Annotated in this window: 25 protein-coding genes and 1 tRNA gene; 21 read left to right on the top strand and 5 right to left on the bottom strand. The window is 56.8% G+C overall.

Annotation, left to right across the window (positions count from 1 at the left end):
* Window positions 1–175: 175 nt before the first annotated feature.
* Window positions 176–250, bottom strand: a tRNA-Arg gene (locus tag M2406_RS18425).
* A gap of 130 nt (window positions 251–380) precedes the next feature.
* Window positions 381–1,310 carry a formate/nitrite transporter family protein gene (locus tag M2406_RS18420; RefSeq protein WP_135345105.1) on the bottom strand — a complete coding sequence of 310 codons (930 nt, stop codon included), beginning with the start codon at window positions 1,308–1,310 and terminating at the stop codon, window positions 381–383.
* A gap of 251 nt (window positions 1,311–1,561) precedes the next feature.
* On the opposite strand from M2406_RS18420, the gene ccmA reads away from it, so the two are divergent.
* The 10 genes from ccmA (at window position 1,562) to mlaA (ending at window position 9,423) form a co-directional block, all read left to right on the top strand.
* Window positions 1,562–2,194 carry a cytochrome c biogenesis heme-transporting ATPase CcmA gene (ccmA, locus tag M2406_RS18415; RefSeq protein ID WP_112363914.1) on the top strand — a complete coding sequence of 211 codons (633 nt, stop codon included), beginning with the start codon at window positions 1,562–1,564 and terminating at the stop codon, window positions 2,192–2,194.
* On the top strand, window positions 2,194–2,853 hold the full coding sequence (gene ccmB, locus M2406_RS18410) for a heme exporter protein CcmB (RefSeq protein WP_012146103.1): 660 nt from the start codon (window positions 2,194–2,196) through the stop codon (window positions 2,851–2,853). Before ccmA ends, ccmB begins: the two co-directional genes overlap by 1 nt.
* Window positions 2,854–2,971: 118 nt before the next feature.
* Complete coding sequence (locus M2406_RS18405; protein ID WP_012146102.1) at window positions 2,972–3,709, top strand: heme ABC transporter permease; 738 nt, start codon at window positions 2,972–2,974, stop codon at window positions 3,707–3,709.
* Window positions 3,706–3,942, top strand: coding sequence for a heme exporter protein CcmD (gene ccmD / locus M2406_RS18400; RefSeq protein ID WP_012146101.1), 237 nt, complete (start codon window positions 3,706–3,708; stop codon window positions 3,940–3,942). Before M2406_RS18405 ends, ccmD begins: the two co-directional genes overlap by 4 nt.
* On the top strand, window positions 3,939–4,433 hold the full coding sequence (gene ccmE, locus M2406_RS18395) for a cytochrome c maturation protein CcmE (RefSeq protein WP_012146100.1): 495 nt from the start codon (window positions 3,939–3,941) through the stop codon (window positions 4,431–4,433). Before ccmD ends, ccmE begins: the two co-directional genes overlap by 4 nt.
* Window positions 4,430–6,400, top strand: coding sequence for a heme lyase CcmF/NrfE family subunit (locus M2406_RS18390; protein ID WP_259190981.1), 1,971 nt, complete (start codon window positions 4,430–4,432; stop codon window positions 6,398–6,400). The genes ccmE and M2406_RS18390 overlap by 4 nt, the downstream gene beginning before the upstream one ends.
* Window positions 6,397–6,948: a DsbE family thiol:disulfide interchange protein gene (locus M2406_RS18385; RefSeq protein WP_259190980.1), complete on the top strand. Its 552-nt coding sequence runs from the start codon at window positions 6,397–6,399 to the stop codon at window positions 6,946–6,948. Before M2406_RS18390 ends, M2406_RS18385 begins: the two co-directional genes overlap by 4 nt.
* Window positions 6,945–7,418, top strand: coding sequence for a cytochrome c-type biogenesis protein (locus tag M2406_RS18380; protein ID WP_012146097.1), 474 nt, complete (start codon window positions 6,945–6,947; stop codon window positions 7,416–7,418). The genes M2406_RS18385 and M2406_RS18380 overlap by 4 nt, the downstream gene beginning before the upstream one ends.
* Entirely contained in the window at window positions 7,418–8,629 is a 1,212-nt protein-coding gene (ccmI, locus tag M2406_RS18375) for a c-type cytochrome biogenesis protein CcmI (RefSeq protein WP_012146096.1), read from the top strand. The genes M2406_RS18380 and ccmI overlap by 1 nt, the downstream gene beginning before the upstream one ends.
* A 35-nt stretch (window positions 8,630–8,664) precedes the next feature.
* The gene (gene mlaA, locus M2406_RS18370; protein ID WP_012146095.1) at window positions 8,665–9,423 is read left to right on the top strand and encodes a phospholipid-binding lipoprotein MlaA; all 759 of its coding nucleotides are present in this window, start codon (window positions 8,665–8,667) and stop codon (window positions 9,421–9,423) included.
* Window positions 9,424–9,535: 112 nt separating this feature from the next.
* Here mlaA and fadL read toward each other — a convergent pair whose 3' ends face one another.
* Window positions 9,536–10,858, bottom strand: a complete 1,323-nt coding sequence (gene fadL / locus M2406_RS18365; RefSeq protein ID WP_012146094.1) for a long-chain fatty acid transporter FadL — start codon at window positions 10,856–10,858, stop codon at window positions 9,536–9,538.
* 405 nt (window positions 10,859–11,263) lie between these two features.
* Between fadL and M2406_RS18360 the strand changes: the two genes are divergently transcribed.
* The 4 genes from M2406_RS18360 to sixA all read left to right on the top strand — a co-directional run bounded on the left by M2406_RS18360 (window position 11,264) and on the right by sixA (window position 16,115).
* Window positions 11,264–11,560 (top strand): YfcZ/YiiS family protein, encoded by a 297-nt coding sequence (locus tag M2406_RS18360; protein WP_012146093.1) that lies wholly within the window; start codon window positions 11,264–11,266, stop codon window positions 11,558–11,560.
* 191 nt (window positions 11,561–11,751) lie between these two features.
* Entirely contained in the window at window positions 11,752–13,062 is a 1,311-nt protein-coding gene (gene fadI / locus M2406_RS18355) for an acetyl-CoA C-acyltransferase FadI (protein ID WP_259190978.1), read from the top strand.
* Window positions 13,062–15,227 (top strand): fatty acid oxidation complex subunit alpha FadJ, encoded by a 2,166-nt coding sequence (fadJ, locus tag M2406_RS18350; protein ID WP_259190977.1) that lies wholly within the window; start codon window positions 13,062–13,064, stop codon window positions 15,225–15,227. The genes fadI and fadJ overlap by 1 nt, the downstream gene beginning before the upstream one ends.
* 405 nt (window positions 15,228–15,632) lie before the next feature.
* Entirely contained in the window at window positions 15,633–16,115 is a 483-nt protein-coding gene (sixA, locus tag M2406_RS18345; RefSeq protein ID WP_115184144.1) for a phosphohistidine phosphatase SixA, read from the top strand.
* 65 nt (window positions 16,116–16,180) lie between these two features.
* On the opposite strand, the gene smrB is transcribed toward sixA, so the two are convergent.
* Window positions 16,181–16,711 carry an endonuclease SmrB gene (gene smrB / locus M2406_RS18340; protein WP_012146089.1) on the bottom strand — a complete coding sequence of 177 codons (531 nt, stop codon included), beginning with the start codon at window positions 16,709–16,711 and terminating at the stop codon, window positions 16,181–16,183.
* A 170-nt stretch (window positions 16,712–16,881) separates the two neighbouring features.
* Here smrB and prmB point away from each other — a divergent pair, with 170 nt between their 5' ends.
* The 6 genes from prmB (at window position 16,882) to M2406_RS18310 (ending at window position 21,534) form a co-directional block, all read left to right on the top strand.
* The gene (gene prmB / locus M2406_RS18335) at window positions 16,882–17,814 is read left to right on the top strand and encodes a 50S ribosomal protein L3 N(5)-glutamine methyltransferase (protein ID WP_037410747.1); all 933 of its coding nucleotides are present in this window, start codon (window positions 16,882–16,884) and stop codon (window positions 17,812–17,814) included.
* A gap of 62 nt (window positions 17,815–17,876) precedes the next feature.
* Entirely contained in the window at window positions 17,877–18,962 is a 1,086-nt protein-coding gene (gene aroC / locus M2406_RS18330; RefSeq protein ID WP_012146087.1) for a chorismate synthase, read from the top strand.
* Window positions 18,963–18,967: 5 nt separating this feature from the next.
* Complete coding sequence (mepA, locus tag M2406_RS18325) at window positions 18,968–19,795, top strand: penicillin-insensitive murein endopeptidase (protein ID WP_012146086.1); 828 nt, start codon at window positions 18,968–18,970, stop codon at window positions 19,793–19,795.
* A 3-nt stretch (window positions 19,796–19,798) separates the two neighbouring features.
* Window positions 19,799–20,599, top strand: coding sequence for a sulfite exporter TauE/SafE family protein (locus M2406_RS18320; protein ID WP_012146085.1), 801 nt, complete (start codon window positions 19,799–19,801; stop codon window positions 20,597–20,599).
* 64 nt (window positions 20,600–20,663) lie between these two features.
* Entirely contained in the window at window positions 20,664–21,221 is a 558-nt protein-coding gene (locus tag M2406_RS18315) for an elongation factor P hydroxylase (protein WP_012146084.1), read from the top strand.
* Window positions 21,222–21,252: 31 nt separating this feature from the next.
* Window positions 21,253–21,534 carry a YfcL family protein gene (locus M2406_RS18310; protein WP_012146083.1) on the top strand — a complete coding sequence of 94 codons (282 nt, stop codon included), beginning with the start codon at window positions 21,253–21,255 and terminating at the stop codon, window positions 21,532–21,534.
* 44 nt (window positions 21,535–21,578) lie between these two features.
* Here M2406_RS18310 and mnmC read toward each other — a convergent pair whose 3' ends face one another.
* Complete coding sequence (mnmC, locus tag M2406_RS18305) at window positions 21,579–23,600, bottom strand: bifunctional tRNA (5-methylaminomethyl-2-thiouridine)(34)-methyltransferase MnmD/FAD-dependent 5-carboxymethylaminomethyl-2-thiouridine(34) oxidoreductase MnmC (RefSeq protein WP_259190976.1); 2,022 nt, start codon at window positions 23,598–23,600, stop codon at window positions 21,579–21,581.
* Window positions 23,601–23,770: 170 nt separating this feature from the next.
* On the opposite strand from mnmC, the gene fabB reads away from it, so the two are divergent.
* Window positions 23,771–24,985, top strand: coding sequence for a beta-ketoacyl-ACP synthase I (fabB, locus tag M2406_RS18300; protein WP_012146081.1), 1,215 nt, complete (start codon window positions 23,771–23,773; stop codon window positions 24,983–24,985).
* Window positions 24,986–25,017: the final 32 nt, after the last annotated feature.

Raw genomic sequence — 25,017 nt, 5'->3', positions numbered from 1 at the left:
AAAATCGAGTAAATAGTATCTGCGATTATACCTTTAATCCTGGAATCTGTGCCAGATTGTGGGATGTGCTCACGCATCATGCTGATAACAGCGAAGTATTTAGACGACTAAAATGGTTTAAGGCCTTGTGTGGCGCGGTTTTTGCGGATTTCGATAGTGGGGGGTAATAGGCTTATGGTGTCCCCGACTGGAATCGAACCAGTAACTAGCCCTTAGGAGGGGCTTGTTATATCCGTTTAACTACGGGGACGCTGCGGGCTGGCAACCTGAGGCTGCCGGGGCAGTATACCTTTTTTTACCCGCAGAATAAGCGCTTAGCGGTGCGTTTGCTCATTCCATCGCCAATATGCACTGATTTTCGCGTGCTGCACTGACCGCGATCACGGTTTTCTCGCCCTGGCGGTCTGTTTTTCTGCCTCCAGCCGCGCCGCTTTGTTTTTATCGCTCATATCATTGCGGATCTGCGCATGGCTGATTAACGCAAAGATAAAGGTGCCGCCGATAATGTTGCCGGCCAGCGTCGGAATGGCGAACGGGTAGATAAAATTTTGCCAGGGGATGACACCGCTAAACACCAGATAAAGGATCTCTACCGATCCGACCACGATATGGGTCAGATCGCAGATCGCCACCAGATAGGTCATCAGGACGATCACCCAAATCTTGGCGGCCCCGGCGGAAGGGAACATCCACACCATGGTGGCGATGATCCAGCCGGCCAAAATACCGTTGGCGAACATTTCTGACGGTGAGTTTTGCATCACTTCTTCCGACAGGCTAACGAAGGCGCTGCGAGTGTTTTCATCAAAAATCGGCATGTGAATAAACGCCAGTGACACCAGCCCGGTGCCAATCAGGTTGCCGAGCAACACCACGCCCCACAGGCGAAACAGGATGACGAAATTTCTCGGCGTCGGTTTGTGCATGATCGGCAGTACGGCGGTTACGGTGTTTTCGGTAAACAGCTGCTGGCGGGCCATAATCACGATGATAAAGCCAAAGGTGTAGCCAATATTCTCGATAAAGAAGCGGCTGGGGTCGTCCGGCAAACGGGCGTGAAAAATACCCTTGGCCATCAGGGAGGCCCCCATCGACAGCCCGGCGGCCACCGCTGACCACAGCAAGGCCAGCCAGTCACGCTCCAGTTCTTTCTCACCCTCCATGCGGATCTGCTCATGCACCGCCGCCGCGCGTGAGGGCAGGTTCTGTTCCTTTACCTCGATTTCGCTCTTGCCCTGTTCATGCTCTTTGCTCTCCACCTGCAGAGGATCGTCGCTGTCCGTCTTCGGGCGCTGTTGTGAGTCGCTCATTATCTGCTCTCTCCTGAAACTGCTGCTGGGGTCACGGATTAAGCATAGCTGGCCCACCGATAGGCCGAAAGCCAGGTCGCAAATTGCAGAAAAAAGTAACAAGAGTTTAACGCCGCCGGTTTTTTCTTCGCATTATTGATCTGGGGCGCAATATTACCCCTATTGGAGTAGCTGAGTGCCCTGCGGCGGGCTACGTGCCGCAGATGGCTTATGCTATGATCGCTATCCCAAAGAAAAATATGAGTTCTCCGATGCTGGAAGCTAAAAATCTGAGTTGCGTCCGCGATGAACGCACCCTGTTTAGCGCGTTAAGCTTTACGGTGAAACCGGGCGATATTATTCAGGTGGAAGGGCCGAACGGTGCGGGCAAAACCAGCCTGCTGCGCATTTTGGCCGGCCTGGCGCGCCCGGAGGGCGGTGAAGTCCACTGGCACGGGCAAAATACGTTGCGCCATCGTGAACGTTACCATCAGGATTTGTTGTTCCTTGGCCATCAGCCGGGGATTAAAACCATGTTAACGCCCTTTGAGAACCTGCAGTTTTACCAGGCGGTGAGTAGCGTTCCCGATCGTCAGGCCATTTGGCAGGCGCTGGAGCAGGTAGGGTTAGTGGGTTATGAGGATTTACCGGTGGCGCAGCTTTCCGCCGGGCAGCAACGCCGGGTTGCCCTGGCGCGTTTGTGGCTCAGCGACAGCCCGTTGTGGATCCTGGATGAGCCGCTGACGGCCATCGACAAGCAGGGCGTGGCTGAATTAATTAGCCTTTTTGAGCAACATGCGCAGCAGGGCGGCATGGTATTGTTGACCACCCATCAGGATTTGGCCGGCGTAACTCAGGCGGTAGGTAAAATCAGCCTGACGGAAAACCGCATGGAGACTGTTTGATGTTTTTGACCGTATTGCGCCGCGAGCTGAAGATTGCCTTTCGCAAAGGGTCGGAAATCGTTAATCCGCTGTGGTTCTTTCTGATTGTTATCACGCTGTTTCCGTTAGGGATTGGGCCGGAGCCGCAGTTACTGGCGCGTATTTCGCCGGGGATTATTTGGGTCGCTGCGCTGCTGGCGGCGCTGTTGTCGCTGGAACGCTTGTTTCGCGATGACTTTCTTGATGGCTCGCTGGAGCAACTGCTGTTGTTGCCGACGCCGCTGCCAATGACGGTGTTAGGCAAAGTATGTGCTCACTGGGTGGTAACAGGCCTACCCCTGTTAATCCTGTCGCCGCTGGTGGCGTTGCTGCTGTCGTTGGATATCAATACCTGGCTGGCGGTGGCATTTACGCTGCTGCTGGGTACGCCGACGCTGAGTCTGATTGGCGCTATCGGCGTGGCGCTGACCGTCGGGCTGCGCAAGGGCGGCGTGCTGCTTAGCCTGCTGGTGCTGCCGCTGTATATCCCGGTGTTGATATTTTCCACCGCGGCCATCGATGCCGCCTCTATGGGGATGCCAATAGACGGTTACCTGGCGATTCTGGGCGCCATGCTGGCGGGCAGCATCACGCTGGCACCGTTCGCTACCGCAGCAGCGCTGCGAGTGAGCGTGCACTAGCTAACATATTGAAATGCGGGTTAACGCCATCAAGAGCGTGTTGCACCGCACCAGTAATTTTCGTCGCCTTGGTCAACAGGGCGGCCACCGTATAAATTTACCGTGAGCAATGACGACAATGTGGAAATGGTTACATCAGTTTGCCCAGCCTGAACGGCTGTATCGTGTCTGTGGCCGCTTTATCCCCTGGCTGGGGCTGGCCGGAGCGGCCTGCCTGCTGTTGGGTTGGGTATGGGGCTTTGGTTTCGCACCCAAGGATTATCAGCAGGGCGACAGCTTCCGCATCATGTATATCCATGTGCCGGCCGCCATGTGGTCGATGGGGATCTATGGCTCCATGGCAGTAGCGGCATTTATCGGCCTGGTGTGGCAGATGAAAATGTCCGATACGGTGGTGGCGGCGATGGCGCCGGTCGGCGCGGTATTTACCTTTATTGCCCTGGTCACCGGTTCTGCCTGGGGCAAGCCGATGTGGGGCACCTGGTGGGTGTGGGACGCACGCCTGACCTCCGAGCTGGTGTTGCTGTTCTTGTATATCGGCATTATCGCGTTGTACAACGCCTTTGAGGATCGCCGCCTGGCGGGCCGCGCCGCCGGTATTCTGGTGCTGGTGGGGGTGGTGAACATCCCGATTATTCATTTCTCGGTCGAATGGTGGAACACGTTGCATCAGGGGTCGACCAATATGCAACAGAGCATCGCGCCAAGCATGCGCACCCCGCTGCGCTGGGCGATCCTCGGCTACCTGCTGTTCTTCATTACTCTTACTTTGATGCGCCTGCGCAATTTGATTTTGTCTCAGGAAAGTCAGCGTCCGTGGGTCGCCGGGCTGGTCAATAAGGAGCGCCAACCATGAATGCCGCATTTACTTCCTGGCAGGCGTTTTTCGCCATGGGGGGCTACGCCTTCTACGTCTGGCTGGCGGTGGCCGTTACGCTGCTCTCGCTGCTGGGCCTGGTGGCGCATACTTTCTGGCAGCGCCGGCAATTGCTCGATGAGATCGGCCGCCGTCAGGCGCGCGAACGACGCATTCGTCAGTCGCAGCAGTCGAAACAAAAATCCGCCAACCCGCGGGAGAAATCATTGTGAATCCACGTCGTAAAAGTCGCTTGTATCTGGCGATCGTAGTGCTGATCGGCGTTGCGCTTACCGCGACCCTGATGCTGTATGCGCTGCGCTCCAACATCGATCTGTTTTATACCCCGAGCGAAATTCTGCAGGGCAAGGGCGAAAATCATGAAAAGCCGGAAGTGGGCCAACGCCTGCGTATCGGCGGCATGGTGATGCCTGGTTCGGTAAAACGCGATCAGAAAACGCTGCAGGTCAGCTTCAAGGTCTACGATGCGCGCGGTGCCATCGATGTCACCTACACCGGTATTTTGCCGGACTTGTTCCGTGAGGGGCAGGGCGTGGTGGCGCAGGGCGTATTGGGCGAAGGCAACGTGGTGAACGCGCGCGAAGTGCTGGCGAAACACGATGAAAAATACACTCCGCCGGAGGTGGCCGACGCAATGAAAGAAAACCATAAGGGGCCGGCTTCGGCTTACGCCACCCCGCAGAACGAGGGCGCTAAATCATGATGCCGGAAACGGGAAGTTTTCTGCTGTGTCTGGCGCTGGCGATTTCGCTACTGCTGAGCATTTACCCGCAGTGGGGCGCAGCGCGTCAGGATCGCCGCATGATGGCGGTGGCGCGTCCGCTGACCTACGGCATGTTTGCCGCTATCGCGCTGGCGTTCATCTGCCTGGTGCATGCCTTTGTGGTCAATGATTTTACCGTGGCTTATGTGGCCGCCAACTCCAACACGCAACTGCCGGTGTATTACCGCATCGCCGCCACCTGGGGCGCCCATGAAGGGTCACTGCTGCTGTGGGTGTTGCTGCTCAGCTGTTGGTCACTGGCGGTGGCGTTGTGCAGCCGTGCGATGCCGCAAGACGCGGTGGCGCGCGTGCTGTCGGTGATGGGCATGATTACCGCGGGTTTCCTGCTGTTCATTATCATGACCTCCAACCCGTTCACCCGTACCTTGCCGAATTTCCCGATCGACGGCAGCGACCTCAACCCGCTGTTGCAGGACATCGGCCTGATTTTCCACCCGCCATTGCTGTACATGGGCTATGTCGGCTTCTCGGTGGCCTTTGCTTTTGCTATTGCCTCACTGATGGCCGGCCGGCTGGATACCGCCTGGGCACGCTGGTCGCGGCCCTGGACTACCGCGGCCTGGGTGTTCCTCACCATGGGTATCGTGCTGGGCTCTGCCTGGGCTTATTACGAACTGGGCTGGGGCGGCTGGTGGTTCTGGGATCCGGTAGAGAACGCTTCATTTATGCCGTGGCTGGCCGGTACGGCGCTAATGCACTCGCTGGCGGTGACCGAAAAACGCGGGACTTTCAAGGCCTGGACGGTGCTGCTGGCGATTACCGCCTTCTCGCTGTGCTTGCTGGGTACCTTCCTGGTGCGTTCCGGCGTGCTGGTGTCGGTACACTCCTTTGCCTCCGATCCGGCGCGCGGCATGTTTATCCTCGCCTATCTGGTGATTGTGATCGGCGGTTCGTTGCTGCTGTACGCGGTCAAAGGCGGCCAGGTGCGCAGCCGGGTGCAGCATGAAACCTTCTCGCGTGAAACCTTCCTGTTGGGCAACAACGTACTGTTGATTGCCGCGACGCTGGTGGTATTGCTGGGTACGCTGTTGCCGCTGGTGCATAAACAGCTTGGCCTGGGCAGTATTTCTATCGGCGAGCCGTTCTTCAATACCATGTTTACCTGGCTGATGGCCCCGATGGCCTTGCTGATGGGCATCGGCCCGTTGGTGCGCTGGCGCCGTGATGAACCGACCAAGCTGTGGCGTCGCCTGAGCGTGGCGCTGGTGATTACGCTGTTGCTGTCAGTCCTGTTGCCGTGGCTGCTGCAAGACAGCATCGCCGGTATGACGGTGGTGGGGCTGATTATGGCGGTCTGGGTCATTATCCTGACGCTGATGGAACTGCACGAACGTGCTACTCATCGCCACGGTTTTTGGCGTGGCCTGAGCCATCTTTCCCGCAGTCACTGGGGCATGGTGCTGGGTCACCTTGGCGTCGCGGTGACGGTAATCGGTATTGCCTTTAGCCAGAACTACAGCGTGGAACGCGACGTCCGCATGAAGGCTGGCGACAGCGTGGATATCCATAACTATCACTTTGTGTTCCGTGATGTGCACGATATCCGTGGGCCGAACTATACCGGCGGCGTCGGTATCATCGACGTCACGCGTAACGGCAAGCCGGAAGCGACGCTGCACGCGGAGAAACGCTACTACAGCGTGGCGCGCAGCATGATGACCGAAGCGGCCATCGACGGTGGCTTCAGCCGTGACCTGTATGCGGCACTGGGCGAAGAGCTGGACGACGGCTCCTGGGCCGTGCGGTTGTACTATAAACCCTTCGTACGCTGGATCTGGTTCGGTGGGGTATTTATGGCGGTCGGCGGCATCCTGTGTATTCTCGACCCGCGCTACCGGATGAGCAAAAAACTCAAGCGTGAAGGCAAGCTGGAGGAGCAGGCATGAACCGTAAACTGCTGTTTATCCCGTTAATCCTGTTCCTGCTGCTGGTGGCGGCGTTTATGGTGCAACTGACGCGCAATGCCGGTGGCGAGGATCCGACCATGCTGGAGTCGGCGTTGATCGGCAAACCGGTTCCGCCCTTCAAACTGGAATCGCTCGAAAGCCCCGGCAAGACTTACGATCAGGCGGTGCTGCGCAATGGCAAACCCATGCTGCTGAACGTCTGGGCCACCTGGTGCCCGACCTGCCGTGCCGAACATCAATATCTCAATACGTTGGCCGCGCGCGGTATCCGCGTAGTGGGGCTGAACTATAAAGACGATCGCAGCAAGGCGGTGACCTGGCTAAATTCGCTGGGTAACCCTTATGCGCTCAGCCTGTATGACGGCGACGGCATGCTGGGGCTGGATCTGGGCGTGTATGGCGCGCCGGAAACCTTCCTGATCGACGGACAAGGCATTATTCGCTATCGCCACGCCGGGGATATGAATGAGCGCGTCTGGCAGCAGGAAGTGTTGCCGCTGTACAAAAAATACGGGGGTGAGGCATGAGGCTGATGACCCTGGTCTTCGCTCTGCTGCTGAGCTGGAGCGCGGCTGCGGCTATTGATACCTATCAGTTCAAATCGGTGGAGCAGGAACAGCAATACCGTGAACTAACCGAGCAGCTGCGCTGCCCGAAATGCCAGAACAACAGCATTGCCGACTCTAACGCCATCATTGCGGCGGACATGCGCACCAAGGTGTATGAGCTGATGATGCAGGGGCAGAGTAAGCCGCAGATCATCGATTACATGGTGGCGCGCTACGGCAATTTCGTCACCTACGAACCACCGGTGACGCCGGCGACGCTGATCCTGTGGCTTGGCCCGTTGCTGTTTGTGCTGATCGGCGGGGCGGTAGTGATACTGCGCACTCGCCGTCGCCGCGCCGGTGCTGCTAACGCTAACGATGAATTCTCCGAGCAGGAGCAACAGCGTTTGGCAGCGCTGCTGAAAGAGACTGACAGGAAGAAACCCTAATGGCTTTTTGGCTGATTATTATTGTATTGCTGGTCGGCGCTGCGGCGTTACTGGTGGTGCCGGCGATGCGTCAAAGTGACAAAAGCACTGCCGCTAGCCGCGATACGCTGAATAAAGCATTTTATCAGGATCGTCTGCACGAACTGGAGCAGGACGAGGATCAGGGCGTGGTTACCGAGCGTCCGGAGATGGTGAAGGAACTGCAGCAAAATCTGCTCAATGATATCCCCGGTCAACAGGACGTGCAGGCGAAGCCGATCAACCGTTGGGCACTGGTGCCCGGCGTAGCGTTACTGGTGGTGGTCACCCTGGGGTTCTATCTGAAAACCGGTGGGTTGGCGCAGGTGCTGGACTGGCAGCAGGTGGAAGCTCAAATGCCGGAACTGCGCGCTCGGGTTAGCAATGAGCGCGCCCAACCGCTGAGCATGGAAGAGATTGCTCGTCTCGGCCTGGGGCTGCGTACTGCGTTGCAACAGGACGACCGCAATATCAACGACTGGATGATGCTGGGCCGGGTCGGCATGGCATTGAATAACGCCACCACCGCCACTCAGGCATTCGCCCATGCTTATCAACTCGATCCGAATAGTCTGGAAGTGCGCCTCGGTTATGCGGAAGTCTTGACGCGCTCCAACGATCCAGAGGATAACAAGCAGGCCACCCAGATGCTGCGCAAGATGATCGCCGAAGATCATACCAATCTGCGCGTGTTGAGCCTGTTGGCGTTTAATTCCTTTGAGCAGGGCGATTTCAAGCAGGCTATTGGTGCCTGGCAGGTCATGCTGAAACTGTTGCCGGCCAATGATCAACGCGCCGAAGTGATAAAGCGCAGTATTGCACAAGCAAAAACACAGGCAGGCGGAGAAACTGTTAAACTTGGCGTTAACGTGACGTTATCGCCGCAGGCGACTAACGCTTTGCCGCCGCAGGGGACGCTGGTAATCTCGGTGACCGATGGTGCCAATCCGGTGCCGGTGGCGGTAAAACAACTGCCTTTAAGCCGTTTCCCCCTGTCATTCTCTCTGGATGACAGCAATGCCATGATGCCTGAGCGGCTGCTTTCGGCCCAGCATCAGGTCAAGGTGCGGGTGCGGATTTCTCAGGACGGTCTGGCCACGCCGCAGGCGGGTGACTGGTTCGGTGAGAGTGCGCTGCAGAATTTCAGCGGTAAAGAGCAGATTGACGTTCAGATAAACAAACAGGTCCCCTGAATAAAAAGACCGAACGTGTTTTCATGGAGAAGAATATGAACTTTCGCCTGACTGGGCTGGCTTTCACAACGGTGTTATTGGTGGGCTGTGCCAGCACGCCACAAGATGAACCACAAGGGCGATCCGATCCTCTGGAAGGATTTAACCGGACGATGTTCAACTTTAACTATAACGTCCTGGATCCGTATGTCCTGCGCCCGGTGGCCGTGGCCTGGCGTGACTACCTGCCGATGCCGGCGCGTAATGGCATCAGCAACTTCACCTCCAACCTGGAAGAGCCGGCCAGCATGGTCAACTCCTTCCTGAAAGGTGATCCGTACAAGGGGATGATCCACTTTAACCGTTTCTTCCTCAACACCCTGTTGGGGATGGGCGGCCTGATCGACGTGGCTGGCATGGCTAACCCGAAACTGGCACGCGAAGAGCCGAACCGTTTCGGCAGCACTCTGGGGCACTACGGTGTCGGCTATGGTCCTTATGTGATGTTGCCGGGCTATGGCAGTTTCACCCTGCGTGAAGAGGGCGGTGACTGGGCAGATGACCTTTATCCGGTGCTGAGCTACCTGACCTTCTGGATGTCGGCAGGCAAGTGGGTGGTTGAGGGGATTGAAACCCGTGCCGAGCTGCTCGATTCCGACGGCCTGTTGCGTAACTCTTCCGATCCATACCTGATGGTGCGTGAGGCTTACTTCCAGCGCAACGATTTCCTGGCGAACGGCGGTTCACTGAAACCGGAAGTTAACCCGAACGCCCAGGCGATCCAGGGTGATTTGGACGAGATCGACTCGCAATAACCTCGGTTAGCGAACAGAAACAACCCGTCGACTGGCGGGTTTTTTTTCGCCCGCAAATAGTAGGCAATAAAAAAGCGCCCCGCAGGGCGCTTTGGCTTCATCGTCGAAAGGATTAGAAGCGGTAGTTGAAGTTGGCGCCGTACAGCCAGGCCTTGCCCACGGATTCGAAGGTGTATGGACCTTCTTTGATGGTGACTTTCTGGCCGTGCATGTAGGAAACACCGACGTCAACAGAGGCGTCTTTGTTGAATGCGTAGCTGGTACCTGCGCTCAGCCAGAAGCGGTCCTGATCCGGGATAGAGATAGAACGGTTCTGGGCCGGCACCGGGCTGTCATCAAAGGCGATACCGGTACGGAAGGTCCAGTTATCATCATAGAAGTAGGTGGTACCCAGCGCGATACGGTAAGCGTCTTTAAAGCCTTCATGCTTCTCAAACAGCGTTTGACCATTGTTGCCGGTAGCTTTCAGCTCCTGGAACTGGCTCCAGCTGGTGTAAGCCAGGCTGTAGTGGATGGCCCACTGCGGTGCAACCTTGTTGTAACCCGAGATTTCCCACATTTCCGGCAGGTTCAGGTCCAGAGAGCCTGGGATGGTGGTGCCGTCGGTGCCCATAGGCAGACCGAGAGCGCCCAGCAGCGGGTTATAGGCGGATGGCAGGCTGCTCTTGTAGTCGCCGTCAAACTTGATTTTGACTTCGGAACGGTAGGTGAAACCGTAACGGTTGTTTTCATCTACTTCATACAGAATGCCGGCGTTCCAGCCAAAGCCCCATTTGTCACCCTTCAGGTGAGAAATTTGGGTATCCGCCGGGATCTGTGATACCGGGCCCGCCAATTGCGGAGGCAACTGGCCAGAGCCTGCGATCAATTTCGGCAATTCGCCGGCATAACGCTCGAGCTTGGCTTTGGCGTAAACCGCATCGAAGCCCAGGCCGAAGCTGAATTGTTGATTGAGGCGATAAGCACCGCTCAGGTTCAGGTTCACGGTGGTCAGATCGGTTTTACCACCGTAAGCCCCGGCGGTGTAACCGTCGTTGAATTCGGTCGCCAAGCCGTAGTTGCTGGTGACAGAGCCGCCTACGGCAAACTGATCGTTAATCGGTTGAACATAATGCAGGTTTGGCACCCAGGCGGTAGGGGCGATGTTCTTGGAGTCAAGGCTGGCACCGGAAGGTGACTTGCCGGTAATGTCCACGTCCGGATCGATAAATACCGCGCCAAGGGAGAGTTCCGGGCGGGTGTACATCATCAACAGGGCCGGGTTACGGCTGGCGGAAGCCGCGGTATCTGCCATGGCGCCTTCGCCAGAATACGAACGTCCTAAACCAGCTGATGAAAACTCATTCAGCTGGAATCCTGCGGCAGACACGTTTGAAGAAATAATTGCCACTGCAGCTGCGAGAGCTGATTTAGTAAATAGGTTTTTCTGGCTCATGACCAAAACCTCATTATGTGTTTATTATTTAAACATGTTACATAAGGTAACAAGGAAGCGCGCGATTGTAGGGTCCGATCTCATTCAGACAAATCAGACCAGTGGCTGAATTATAGGTCCGACCTGTGAGAATGTTGCAACATTGTTTTTGAAATATTTCCAAATTGATATCAAAAGAGAGATCTGGCTAACAAAAAACCAGTGGTACATAACAAAATTCTTACCATTCCTTAGCAGACAACGATTTTCATTTGTGATTTCCATCACTTAAAACACCTATAAAAAGTAAGTGCTAGTGATCGGTTTCGCCACAGAGTAAAATAGACACAGAATCTTGTATCTTTGCGCCAGCGTTTAAATGGCAATTTGGATGCGCGTAATGGCGGTCCCTGAGGAGAATTAACCATGTCAAATTCACTTAATAAATGTAGCGCCCAGGAAACTGCCGCTTGTTGCTGTGTTGACGTTGGCACCGTCATGGACAATACCGATTGCACCGCGTCCTACAGCCAGGTGTTTACCAATCAGCAGGATGCAGAGAAAATGTTGGCCGCGTTGACTGAAAAAGCCCGGGGTGTGGAATCTGATCCTTGCGACATCAGCAGTAGCATTAAACCGGTTGACGGTGGTGTAGAACTGGTGGCTGATTTCACCTTTGCCTGCCAGGCAGAAACCTTTATTTTCCAGCTCGGCCTGCGTTAATTGCTGCTTTAAAAGGGTGCGGGGCTTACCCGCACCTTCACCTGTCCGATAATCCCTCGCTGGAAAGTTGCTCCTGCTCTCAGTTTTCGCTTCTGACGGTTTGCCAAATGTAAACATTTGGTTAACAATGGCCCCATCAGGTCAGACCTCTTTTGGCCGTTGTGCTGACGTTATTCTCTTCAGGAGCGTTTATGAGTAAGGCACTGCCGTTGGTGACCCGTCACGGTGACCGTATTGCGATTGTAAATGGACTGCGCACCCCCTTTGCCAAACAGGCGACCGCTTATCACGGTATTCCGGCGGTAGATTTGGGTAAAACGGCGGTGAGTGAACTGTTGGCCCGCACTGGCATCGATCCGGCGTTGATCGAGCAATTGGTGTTCGGCCAGGTGGTGCAAATGCCTGAAGCGCCGAATATTGCGCGTGAAATCGTGCTCGGCACCGGCATGAGCGTGCATACCGATGCCTACAGCGTGTCGCGTGCCTGCGCCACCAGTTTCCAGGCGATTGCCAACGTGGCAGAGAGCATTATGGCCGGTAGCATCAGCATCGGTATTGCCGGCGGCGCTGACTCTTCTTCCGTTTTGCCTATTGGCGTCAGCAAAGCGCTGGCACGCATGCTGGTGGACGTTAACAAGGCCCGAACCCTGTCACAGCGCCTCAAATTGTTCAGCCGACTGAAGTTCCGTGACCTGATGCCGGTTCCCCCGGCGGTAGCGGAATACTCTACGGGTCTGCGAATGGGCGATACCGCCGAACAAATGGCGAAAAGCCACGGCATCACCCGTGAAGAGCAGGATGCGTTGGCGCACCGCTCGCATCAGTTAGCGGCCAAAGCCTGGGAACAGGGGCTGCTGCACGATGAGGTGATGACCGCCTACGTGCCGCCGTATCGCACCCAAATTAGCGAAGACAACAACGTCCGCAAAGACTCCAGCCTGGCTTCCTACGCGAAGCTGAAACCGGCATTTGACCGCAAGCATGGCAGCGTTACCGCAGCCAACAGCACCCCCCTGACCGACGGTGCGGCGGCGGTACTGATGATGAGTGAATCGCGGGCGAAAGAGCTGGGCTTACAACCGCTGGGCTACCTGCGCAGCTTTGCCTTCTCCGCCATCGACGTGTGGGAAGATATGTTGCTTGGGCCGTCCTATGCTACACCGCTGGCGTTGGATCGCGCCGGTATCGGCCTGGCGGATCTGACGCTTATCGACATGCATGAAGCTTTCGCCGCACAAACCCTGGCCAACCTGAAGATGTTTGCCAGTGACGAGTTTGCCCAGCAAAAATTGGGTCGCAGCCGGGCGATTGGTGAAGTGGATATGGATAAATTCAACGTATTGGGCGGCTCGATCGCCTATGGCCACCCGTTTGCCGCTACCGGCGCGCGCATGATCACCCAAACGCTGCACGAGCTGAAACGCCGTGGTGGCGGGCTGGGGTTGACCACCGCCTGCGCGGCCGGAGGGTTAGGGGCCGCAATGATCGTAGAGGTGGAATAATGAGTTTTGAAAACGCATTGCACGAACAGCGAGCCAAACCCTCAGCCTTTCAGCTGACGATACGTCCGGACAACATAGGCGTGATCACCATTGATGTCCCCGGCGAGAAGGTCAATACGCTGAAGGCCGAGTTTGTCGAACAGGTCAACGACGTACTGATCCGCGCGCAGCAGCATCCAGCGCTGGAAGGGCTGGTGATCGTTTCCGGCAAGCCGGACTCGTTTATTGCCGGTGCGGATATCACCATGATTGCCGCCTGTACCACAGCCAAAGAAGCCGAAACGCTGGCGAAAAAAGGCCAAAGCACCCTGGCACAGATTGCGGCATTCCAGGTTCCGGTCGTGGCAGCCATTCACGGTGCCTGCCTGGGTGGCGGCCTGGAGCTGGCTTTGGCCTGCCACGGCCGCGTCTGCTCACTGGATGATAAAACCGCACTCGGCCTGCCGGAAGTTCAGTTGGGTTTGCTGCCGGGATCCGGCGGCACTCAGCGCTTGCCGCGGTTGATTGGTGCCAGCAAGGCGCTGGACATGATCCTGACCGGCAAACACATTCGGGCGCGCCAGGCGCTGCGTCTGGGGCTGGTGGACGACGCGGTGCCGCAATCGATCTTGCTGCAGACCGCCATCGAACGAGTCAAACAGGGCTGGCAGAGCCGACGCGAATTGCCATGGCAGGAGCGTTTGCTCAACGGCCCCTTGGGTAAAAGCCTGCTGTTCAGCATTGTACGCAAGAAAACGCTGGCGAAAACGCACGGTAACTATCCGGCGGCGGAGCGCATTATTCAGGTGGTGCGTACCGGCCTGGATAGTGGTATCGCCAGCGGTTATGAAGCCGAGGCCAGAGCCTTCGGCGAGCTGGCTATGACCCCGCAGTCAGCGGCGTTACGCAGCCTGTTCTTTGCCTCTACCGCGTTGAAGAAAGAGCGCGGTGGCAATGCGCAACCTCACGCATTGCATCGTATCGGTATCCTCGGTGGCGGCTTGATGGGCGGAGGGATTGCCTGCGTGACCGCTACGCGCGGCGGCCTGCCGGTACGAATTAAAGACGTTAACGAAACGGGCATTAACCACGCATTAAAATACAGCTGGGATGTGCTCAGCAAACGGGTTCGCAGTAAACGCATGCGCCCGGCAGAGCGACAAAAACAGATGATGTTGATCTCCGGCTCGACCGATTACAGCGGTTTTGATCGGGTGGACGTGGTAATTGAGGCGGTGTTTGAAGATTTGTCACTCAAGCAGCAGATGGTAGCCGAAATCGAACAACACGCGGCCCCGCACACTATTTTTGCCTCCAATACCTCATCGCTGCCGATTGGCCAGATTGCCGCCAAGGCGCAGCGGCCGGAGCAGGTGATCGGCCTGCATTATTTCAGCCCGGTCGATAAAATGCCGCTGGTGGAGGTGATCCCCCATGCCACGACCAGCGAAGAAACCATTGCCACCACCGTGGCGTTGGCGCACAAGCAGGGCAAGACGGCGATTGTGGTTGCCGATCGCGCCGGTTTCTACGTTAACCGCATTTTGGCTCCTTATATAAATGAAGCAGCGCGTTGTCTGTTGGAAGGTGAGCCGATCGAATCTCTGGACAAGGCGCTGGTCGATTTCGGCTTCCCGGTCGGGCCAATAACCCTGCTCGATGAAGTGGGTATTGACGTCGGTACCAAGATAAGTCCGGTACTGGTGGAGCAGTTGGGGCCGCGCTTTGCCGCCCCGGCGGCCTTCGATGCGGTGCTGAAAGACGGACGTAAAGGGCGCAAGAACGGCCGTGGCTTCTATCTGTATCCGAGCGAAGGCCAGCAACGTCAGCGGCACAAACGTGCCGATACCTCGGTATATATTCTGCTTGGCATTACACCGAAGTCGCATTTGCAGCAGGCGGTTATTGCCCAGCGCTGCGTGATGATGATGCTGAACGAAGCGGCGCGCTGTCTGGATGAAGGTGTGATCCGTAGCGCACGCGACGGTGACATCGGCGCAGTGTTCGGCATTGGCTTCCCACCGTTCCTTGGCGGGCCATTCCGTTATATGGATCAGCTGGGCGTCGAGAAGGTGGTTAAAACGCTGGAGTACCTGCAGCGCCAGCACGGGGAATATTTTGCGCCCTGTGAACGTTTGCAGCGCATGGCCCAGCAGGGCGAGCGCTTCTATCCGCAGGGGTCTTGAGCAGCGCGGTGACGTGATTTGTACTAGAGTAGGAGCAAGGGGCTTTGTGATCGTTATCACTCCTTGCACTACCGGCAATTCCACTCGCTGTACAGGGGGATAGGGACGAGGTAACGTAGCCCGATGGCGGTGTAAAACTGGCCGCCATCAATAAAATTCATGTTGAGAAGGTTAAAATTTAACCTGTTGAATTGGTTGTTATGTGAGCATTGAATTCGTGTCGAGACGCCTTTGATGTAAAAAACAGCGTTTTCTTTACGTGAACTTTCAGGCAAAATGCCCGGCCGCCATAGAGAGACGGCGCGTTATCGTTTCAAAGCTTTTGCTTTGGGGTTGTAAAACTCGGCGATACAGCACGCTCGGCGTTTCTGTATAGCGTTATTTTGTCAACAACAGCGGTGCAATATGCAAGTTTTGATTATGCGTCACGGAGAGGCGGCACTCGATGCGGCCAGCGATTCGGTAAGACCTCTTACTGTTTGTGGCCGTGATGAGTCACGTCAGATGGCGGCCTGGTTAAATACCAAGTCTGTGGATATTGAACGAGTGCTGGTCAGCCCCTATCTGCGGGCCGAGCAGACGCTGGCCACGGTGCGCGAAGCCTTGACCTTGCCGGCGAGCGAAGAAGTGCTGCCTGAGTTGACGCCGGGCGGGGACGCCAGCCAGGTGGGCAGTTATTTGCAGGTGCTGGCACAGCAGGGGATCAGCTCGGTGCTGATTGTCTCTCACTTGCCGCTGGTGGGTTACCTGGTGGCTGAGCTTTGCCCGGGTGAATGTCCGCCGATGTTTGCCACCTCGGCAATCGCCAACGTTGATTTGGCGGCAGACGGTAGCTACGGTAAATTTGAATGGCAGGTCAGTCCGTCGCAGGTGATGGCTAAAGTGTAGGGGCCGCAGGCCGGTTCCAAACAAAAGGGCGATGTTAAATATCGCCCTTTTGTCATTTCTGCAGTTTACTCGGCCAGTTCGACCAGCAGCAAGATGGCCGCGGTCCCGCCCCATTCCTTGGGCGCCTGGTGGAACACCAATACGTCGGGATGCTGCGCCAGCCACAGCGGTGTTTGCTGTTTAAGGATATGCTTGCCGTGGCCGTGCATCACACAGGCACAGTGCACGTGTTCGCGGCGGCAAGCGGCGATCAGTGCGCCCAGTTCCTGCTTGGCCTGCATTTGGGTCAGGCCGTGCAAATCGAGAAACAGCTCCGGTGAATAGTCACCGCGGCGCAGTTTTTTCAGCTCAAAAGCACTGTAACCTGGGCGAACATAGCGCGTCGGGCCTTCCTCTTCCAACTGCGGTTGGTATTCATCCGAGAAATAATGACTGGCGTCCACCTGTTCCTGCAGCAGGCGCTGCGGGGCAATCTGTTTGGTTTTTGGCTTGGGTTTACGGTGGACAATGGTGTCCTGACGCAGCTTTTTTGCGTCTACTACCGACTCTCTGAAGAGCTGCAATTCATCTTTGCTCAGAGGGTGCTTGTTCTTCATTTTTCATTCACCGGAAATCATTTATCGCGGTAGTTTACCGTGTCGCGGGTATCTGTCGACGCAAAATTCGCGCCAAAATGAAAAGCGCAAGGGGTTAGCGTGATTTGTCGCGGGCTTCATGGCAAACTATGCGGCTAAATCATGAATCACAGTGCCTGCCGGAGGGCAAATTGGACAAAATTTTCGTCGAGGAAGCAGTGAATGAACTGCACACCATTCAAGATATGCTGCGTTGGACAGTAAGCCGTTTTAACGCCGCCGATATCTACTATGGTCACGGAACCGATAATCCGTGGGACGAAGCGGTGCAATTGGTGCTGCCAAGCCTGTTCCTGCCGCTGGATATTCCAGAGGACATGCACACTGCACGTTTGACCTCCAGCGAACGCCACCGCATCGTTGAACGCGTGATCCGCCGCGTCAATGAGCGTATTCCGGTAGCCTACCTGACCAACAAAGCCTGGTTCTGCGACCTGGAGTTTTATGTCGATGAGCGCGTGCTGGTACCGCGTTCCCCGATTGGCGAACTGATCAACGATCGCTTCAGCGCACTGATCCCTCATTCGCCGAGCCATATTCTCGACATGTGTACCGGCAGCGGCTGTATTGCCATTGCCTGCGGCTATGCTTTCCCGGATGCGGAAGTGGACGCGGTAGACATCTCCGCCGACGTGCTGGCGGTGACCGAGCGCAATATTCAGGCGCTGGGCGTTGAACAGCAGGTGACTCCGATCCGTTCCGATCTGTTCCGCGATCTTCCGGCGATCCAGTACGATCTGATTGTCACCAACCCACCGTACGTTGATGCAGAAGACATGTCTGATCTGCCGGAAGAGTTCCGCTTTGAACCTGAACTGGGTCTGGCGGCGGGTAGCGACGGTCTGAAGCTGGTGCGTCGCATTCTGGCCTGTGCGCCGGATTACCTGAGCGACGACGGCGTGCTGATTTGTGAAGTGGGTAACAGCATGGTACATCTGATGGAACAGTATCCGGATATTCCGTTCAGCTGGCTGGAGTTCGAAAACGGCGGTGACGGGGTGTTCATGCTGACCAAACAGCAACTGGTAGATTGCAAAGAGCATTTCAGCCTCTACCGCAGCTAAGCATTCTCCGGGCCTGTCCTCGCGGGCCCAACAAAGATAATAATTAAGGGTAAGGATCCGCGATGGCAGGAAACAGTATTGGGCAGATTTTCCGCGTCACCACATTTGGTGAATCTCACGGTGTGGCGCTGGGCTGTATCGTAGACGGTGTGCCACCGGGCATTCCGCTTACCGAAGCTGATTTGCAGCACGATCTGGACCGCCGTCGTCCAGGCACCTCGCGCTATACCACCCAACGCCGCGAGCCGGATCAGGTCCGTATTCTTTCCGGCGTGTTTGAAGGTGTGACTACCGGTACCAGCATCGGGCTGATAATCGAAAACACCGACCAGCGCTCGCAGGACTACGGTGCGATTAAAGACGTGTTCCGTCCGGGGCATGCAGACTACACCTACGAACAAAAATACGGCGTGCGCGACTATCGTGGTGGCGGCCGTTCTTCGGCGCGTGAAACCGCCATGCGTGTTGCAGCGGGGGCGATTGCCAAGAAATACCTGCAGCAGAAATTTGGCGTACAGGTGCGTGGCTATCTGGCGCAGATCGGCGACGTGGTCTGCGAGCTGAAAGACTGGGAGCAGGTCGAACAGAACCCGTTCTTCTGTCCGGATCCGGACAAGCTGGAAGCCCTGGACGAACTGATGCGCGCATTGAAGAAAGAGGGCGACTCCATTGGCGCCAAGGTCAGCGTAGTGGCAGAAAACGTGCCGGTAGGCCTTGGTGAACCGGTGTTTGACCGCCTTGACGCGGATTTGGCACATGCGCTGATGAGCATCAATGCGGTAAAAGGCGTGGAAATTGGCGACGGCTTTAGCGTTGTGACCAAGCGCGGCAGCGAAAACCGCGATGAAATCACCCCGGAAGGTTTCCAGAGCAACCATGCGGGCGGCATCCTCGGCGGTATCAGCAGTGGGCAGGCGGTGATCGCCCATTTGGCGCTGAAACCGACCTCCAGCATCATGGTGCCTGGCAGAACCATCAATCGCCAGGGCGAAGCGGTGGAAATGGTTACCCGTGGTCGCCATGACCCTTGCGTAGGCATCCGTGCGGTACCGATTGCCGAAGCGATGATGGCGATTGTGCTGATGGATCACCTGTTGCGCCAACGTGCGCAGAACGGTGATGTAGTTTCTAACGTCCCACGCTGGTAATCACCATGAAAAACTGGATGTTGGGCATCCTTGCCCTGATGGCTTCGGGCTCCGCCATGGCGTTGACGCCGTGGCAGAAAATCGAGAACCCGGTGGCCGGTTCACCGCAGGCGGTGGGCGGTTTTGCCAATGGTTGCATTATCGGTGCCCAGCCGCTGCCGTTGAACTCGCCGGATTATCAGGTGATGCGCCCCGATCAACGCCGCTATTTCGGCCATCCGGATCTGCTGGCGTTTATCCAGCGCCTGAGCAGTAAGGCGAACCAAAAAAACCTCGGTACGGTACTGATTGGCGATATGGCGATGCCGGCCGGTGGGCGCTTCAGCAGTGGCCATGCCAGCCATCAGTCAGGGCTTGATGTCGACATCTGGTTACAGTTGCCGCGTCAACGCTGGAGTGCACAGCAATTACTGAAGCCGCAACCGATCGATTTGGTTTCCAGTGACGGCAAGCAGGTGGTCGCACGCCAGTGGCAGCCGCAGATTGAAACCTTGATCAAAGCAGCTGCGCAGGATCAGGAAGTGACGCGGATCTTCGTCAACCCGGCGATCAAGCAGCGCCTGTGCCTGGATGCCGGTGCCGATCGTGACTGGTTGCACAAGGTGCGGCCGTGGTTTGGCCATCGTGCGCACATGCATGTGCGCCTTCGTTGTCCGGCCGGTAGCCTGGAGTGTAAAGAACAGGATACCCCACCGCCGGGCGACGGCTGTGGTGCCGAACTGGCAAGTTGGTTCATTCCGCATCAGCCGAGTGCCAAGCCGGGTAAACCGGTACCGCCGCCATTACCGCCTACCTGTCAGGCTTTGCTGAATAACCATTTCGCTGCGGAATAATAAATGGATTGGTTCGTTGTTGGCCCCGAGATGCTCGGGGTTTTGTTTGTGGTGGCATTGCTGGCGGGCTTTATCGACTCCATTGCCGGTGGGGGTGGGTTGTTGACCGTACCGGCACTGCTGGCGGTGGGGGTGTCTCCCGCGCAGGCGCTGGCAACCAACAAACTGCAGTCGGTGGGTGGTTCCTTATCCGCCAGCCTGTACTTCATTCGCCGACGAGCCGTTGATCTCAACGATCAAAAGCTGACAATTCTGTTGGCGCTGATCGGTTCTGTCGCCGGGGCGATCCTGGTGCAGCACATGCGTGCCGATCTGCTACGGCAAATGTTGCCGTTGCTGGTGATCGGCATCGGCCTGTACTTTCTGCTGACCCCGCGTCTGGGGGAGAGTGACCGGCAGCGTCGTTTGAGTGCCTTGCCGTTCGGGCTGGTGGCCGGGGGCTGCGTGGGCTTTTATGACGGCTTCTTTGGCCCTGGCGCCGGTTCCTTCTACGCGCTGGCCTATGTGACGCTGTGCGGCTTTAACCTGGCCAAATCTACCGCTCACGCCAAGGTGCTGAACTTCACTTCCAATTTTGGCAGCCTGGTGTTGTTTATCATCGGCGGCAAGGTGGTGTGGAGTATCGGTCTGGTGATGCTGGTAGGGCAGGTGCTGGGGGCGCGCCTCGGGGCGCATATGGTGATGACTCGTGGGCAAAAGCTGATCCGCCCGATGATCGTCATCGTTTCTCTGGTGATGAGCTGCAAGCTGTTGTACGACAATCACGGTACGGAAATTCAGCAGTGGCTGGCGTTGCATTTTTAGCATGCCAAGCGAGCGGTAACATGAAATAATTACCGCTTTATTTTTGTGGTTATTGGATTTGTTTATGTCAGACACACAGGCTACCCATCAATACGAACAGCTGATTGATATCTTTAATCAGTGCTTCAGTGATGATTACAACACCCGGCTGGTTAAAGGCGACGATGAGCCGATTTATTTGCCGGCCGACGACCAACTGCCGTACCACCGCATTGTCTTCGCTCACGGCTATTACGCCAGCGGCATGCATGAGATTTCTCACTGGTGCATTGCCGGTGAGCAGCGCCGTAAACTGGTCGATTTCGGTTACTGGTACTGCCCGGACGGGCGCGACGCACAGACGCAAAGCGAATTTGAAGCGGTAGAAATTAAACCGCAGTCGCTGGAGTGGATGTTCTGCGTGGCGGCGGGATTCCCGTTCAACGTCAGTTGCGACAACCTGAACGGTGACTGCGAACCGGATCGCATCGCCTTCCAGCGTAAGGTACGCGAACGGGTACTGTTGCTGTTGGAACAGGGAATACCCACAAGACCTGCGCGCTTTATTCAGGCGTTACAATCGTTTTACAATACGCCACCGCTGACGGCTGAGCTTTTCCCCTATCCGGAAGATCTCAACTGACCGTCAGGTTGTTATTTAATGAGGAAATTTGATGATCGCAGAATTCGAAGCGCGCATTTTGGCGCTGATTGATGACATGGTAGAGCACGCCAGCGATGATGAACTGTTTGCCGGTGGCTACCTGCGCGGTCATCTGACATTGGCGGTTGCCGAAGTGGAAGAGCTGGGCGAACACAGCGCCGAAGCGCTGAAAACGCAGGTGGAAAGCAGCCTGCATAAAGCCATTGCTGCCGGTGAGCTGTCGCCGCCGGACCAGGTGTTGGTGTATGGCATGTGGGAAAATCTGTACCAAACCGCACTACCGACCGCCTGATCCGTTTTACGAGGCGCTGAAAACAGCGCCTCGTAACACCGCCATTAAACCGCACGTCCCTTCAGTAGTTTCCTTACCCACATCCGGTTCGGATTCAATGCCGCCAGCATGTCTGCGTCGCCCGGCAAGGGTTCGCCGAACAGCTGCGCCGCCAAAATTTCCGCCGCCAGCGGTGCTGAGCACAGGCCACGGGAGCCCAACGCGCCAATCACAAACAGATTGGGGTATCCTGGCGCATTGGCGATAGCCTCGCCGCGTTGATGCTGGCGCTGCAGATGCTGATACTGCGTCAGCGTAACCTGATAGTCCGGTACTGCGCCGATCATCGGCAGGTGATCGCGGGTGGCGCTGCGCACGCCGCAGCGGGCCTGCTGACCGCTGACATCAACCTGTGCTGGCCAGGTCTGTTCCGGCAGGCAGCGCAGCAGGCGAGCACGGTTGTCTTGCTGTTCTTCCTCGCGGTATTCGGTGGCGGTTTCGCCGCGCTGGTAGCTGGCACCGATGCAGTGCTGTTGGTTGTTGACATTGACCGGCGTCAGATAGCCGTCGTAACACAGCACCTGTTTCAATTCGCTCAGCGCTGGGGTGGTGGGAATATGGGAGACTTGACCGCGCACCGCATAAACCGGCAGCGCTTCGCTGGGCGCCAGTTCGCCAAGCCGGTGGCCGTTGGCCAGGATCACCGTCGCATGCTGTCGGGTTTCTCCCTGGTTGAAACTGAGCTGCCAGCCGCTGTCGGTGGCGGTCAGGGCCTTGACGTCAGACTCATAGTGACAGCTTAACCCCTGATGTTGCGCCAGGGCTATGGCATTGCGCGTCAGCTCGGCCGGGCACAGCCAGCCACCCTGCGGGTAGTTAATGCCGCCAAAACCACTGTCGATACCGCACAGGGCGCTGAGCGTGGTGCGATCGGCCGCCACGGCCAGTTGTTGTGGCCATTCAACCGCCAGCATGTTGGCAATCTTCCCGGCACTTTTTTCATCATAGGCCAATTGGCTGACGCCACACCACTGGTGGTCAAACGTCACGCCCTGTTTTACCAGCGCATCGTACTGGCGGCGGGCAAAAAGGAAAGCGGCGCTGAAGAAGTTTTCCAGTGCATCTCCCCGACCGTTCAACAACGGGTAGAGCGCCCCCTGACGGTTGCCCGATGCCCCTTCGGCCGCCTGAGGATCGGCACAATACAGCGTGACCTTCGCACCACGGCGCAGCAAGGCGAGGGCAGTCAAGGCGCTGGCAACGCCGCCGCCAATGATAGCAATATCGTCGGTATTGTCGGCTGCCGGGCGCAGTAACCAGGGCGTGGGGTGGGCCACCGCTGGTGCATCGGCAGGCAGCTCGCCAATCAGCATTTCACGTTTCTGGCCGAAACCTTTGCTTTTTATGACTTCAAATCCGGCCTGCTGCAGCCCGCGCCGAACAAAACCTGCTGCGGTGAAGGTGGCCAGGCTGCTCCCCGGCCGGGCAAAGCGCGCCATGGCGGCGAACAATTGCTCGGTCCACATATCCGGATTTTTCGACGGGGCGAAGCCGTCGAGGAACCAGGCATCGATTTGGCGGTGCATGCTGGCGTCGAAGTGCGGTAGCAATTCGTTCACGTCACCGAACCACAGATCCAGCGTAATGCGGCCTTCCGCCAGCAACAGGCGGTGGCAGCCCGGCAGCGGCAACGGCCATTGGGCGCGTAACTCGTCGGCATAGGGAGCCAGCTCTGGCCAACGGGCATGTGCCGCCGCCAGATCGGCCTGCAGCAGCGGGAATTTTTCAAAGCTGATAAAGTGCAGCCGCTGCAGCGTGGCATCCGGCGTTGTGGCATGAAAATCGGCATAGGCCTGCCACAGGGTTAAAAAATTAAGTCCGGTGCCGAAGCCGGTTTCCGCCACGATAAACAGCGGGCGAGGGTGTTCGGCAAAACGTGACGGCAGCCGGTTGCCCTTGAGAAACACGTAGCGGGTTTCTTCCAGCCCATCCTGATTAGAAAAGTAGACGTCATCAAACTGTTTCGAAACAGGTGTACCCTGTTCATTCCAGGATAACGCTGCGGTTTGGATCGGGGCGTGGCTCACGGTTGGTTGCTCGTAACTCAAGGGGTGACGGGATTCTAACGGCGCTGGCGCTATGGCGCAAACTGGATAAGAATAAAGCTGAAAAACGCTGATCGGACTTGTTCGGCGTACATCTGTACGCTAAAGTGCGATGCAAAATCCCGAATGTAAAAATGTGGAAGAGGTACTGAATGAAACGTGCAGTGATTACTGGCCTGGGAATCGTCTCCAGCATTGGTAACAACCAGCAGGAGGTCCTGGCGAGCCTGCAGGAAGGACGTTCTGGGATCACTTTCTCCCAGGAACTGAAAGATTCCGGCATGCGTAGTCACGTATGGGGCGATGTTAAACTGGACACCACAGGTCTGATCGACCGTAAAGTGATGCGCTTTATGAGCGATGCGTCCGTTTATGCCTATCTTTCCATGGAAGAAGCCATCAAAGACTCAGGTCTGGCTGCCGATCAGGTTTCCAACGATCGCACCGGTCTGGTAGTTGGCTCAGGTGGCGGCTCTCCGCGCAACCAGGTTGCCGGATCCGACGGCATGCGTGCCAAAGGCCTGCGCGGCGTTGGCCCGTACATGGTGACCAAAGCCATGGCTTCAGGCGTTTCCGCCTGCCTGGCAACCCCGTTCAAAATTCGTGGCGTTAACTATTCCATCAGCTCTGCCTGCGCAACCTCTGCACACTGCATTGGCCACGCGGTTGAACTGATCCAACTGGGCAAGCAGGACGTAGTCTTTGCCGGCGGCGGTGAAGAACTGTGCTGGGAAATGGCCTGTGAGTTCGATGCGATGGGCGCTCTGTCCACCAGCTACAACGACACTCCGGAAAAAGCTTCCCGTACCTATGATGCAGCGCGTGACGGTTTCGTCATCGCCGGCGGCGGCGGTATGGTGGTAGTAGAAGAGCTGGAACATGCTCTGGCGCGTGGCGCACACATCTACGCTGAGATCATCGGCTACGGTGCGACCTCCGACGGTGCCGATATGGTTGCGCCATCAGGCGAAGGCGCAGTGCGTTGCATGAAGATGGCAATGCAGGGCGTTGACACCCCAATCGACTACATGAACGTGCACGGGACTTCTACGCCGGTTGGCGATGTGAAGGAACTGGGTGCTATCCGTGAAGTGTTTGGCGACAACACCCCGGCAATCTCCTCCACCAAGGCCATGACCGGTCACTCACTGGGCGCCGCCGGCGTGCAGGAAGCGATCTACAGCCTGTTGATGGTTGAGCACGGCTTTATTGCGCCGAGCATCAACATCGAAAACCTGGATGAGAAAGCCGCAGGCATGAACATCGTGACTCAGCCGACTCAACGCGAGTTGACTACCGTGATGTCCAACAGCTTCGGTTTCGGCGGCACCAACGCCACGCTGGTAATGCGTAAGCTGCAGAAGTAATTCCGGCTTCAAGATTGTGGATCAAGCCCGCG

It is taken from the genome of Serratia sp. BIGb0163 (assembly GCF_024809935.1).
In the GTDB taxonomy this organism is placed as follows: domain Bacteria; phylum Pseudomonadota; class Gammaproteobacteria; order Enterobacterales; family Enterobacteriaceae; genus Serratia; species Serratia quinivorans.
The sequence above is the reverse complement of the archived record's forward strand: the minus strand, read 5'-3'. Positions and strand labels throughout refer to the sequence as shown.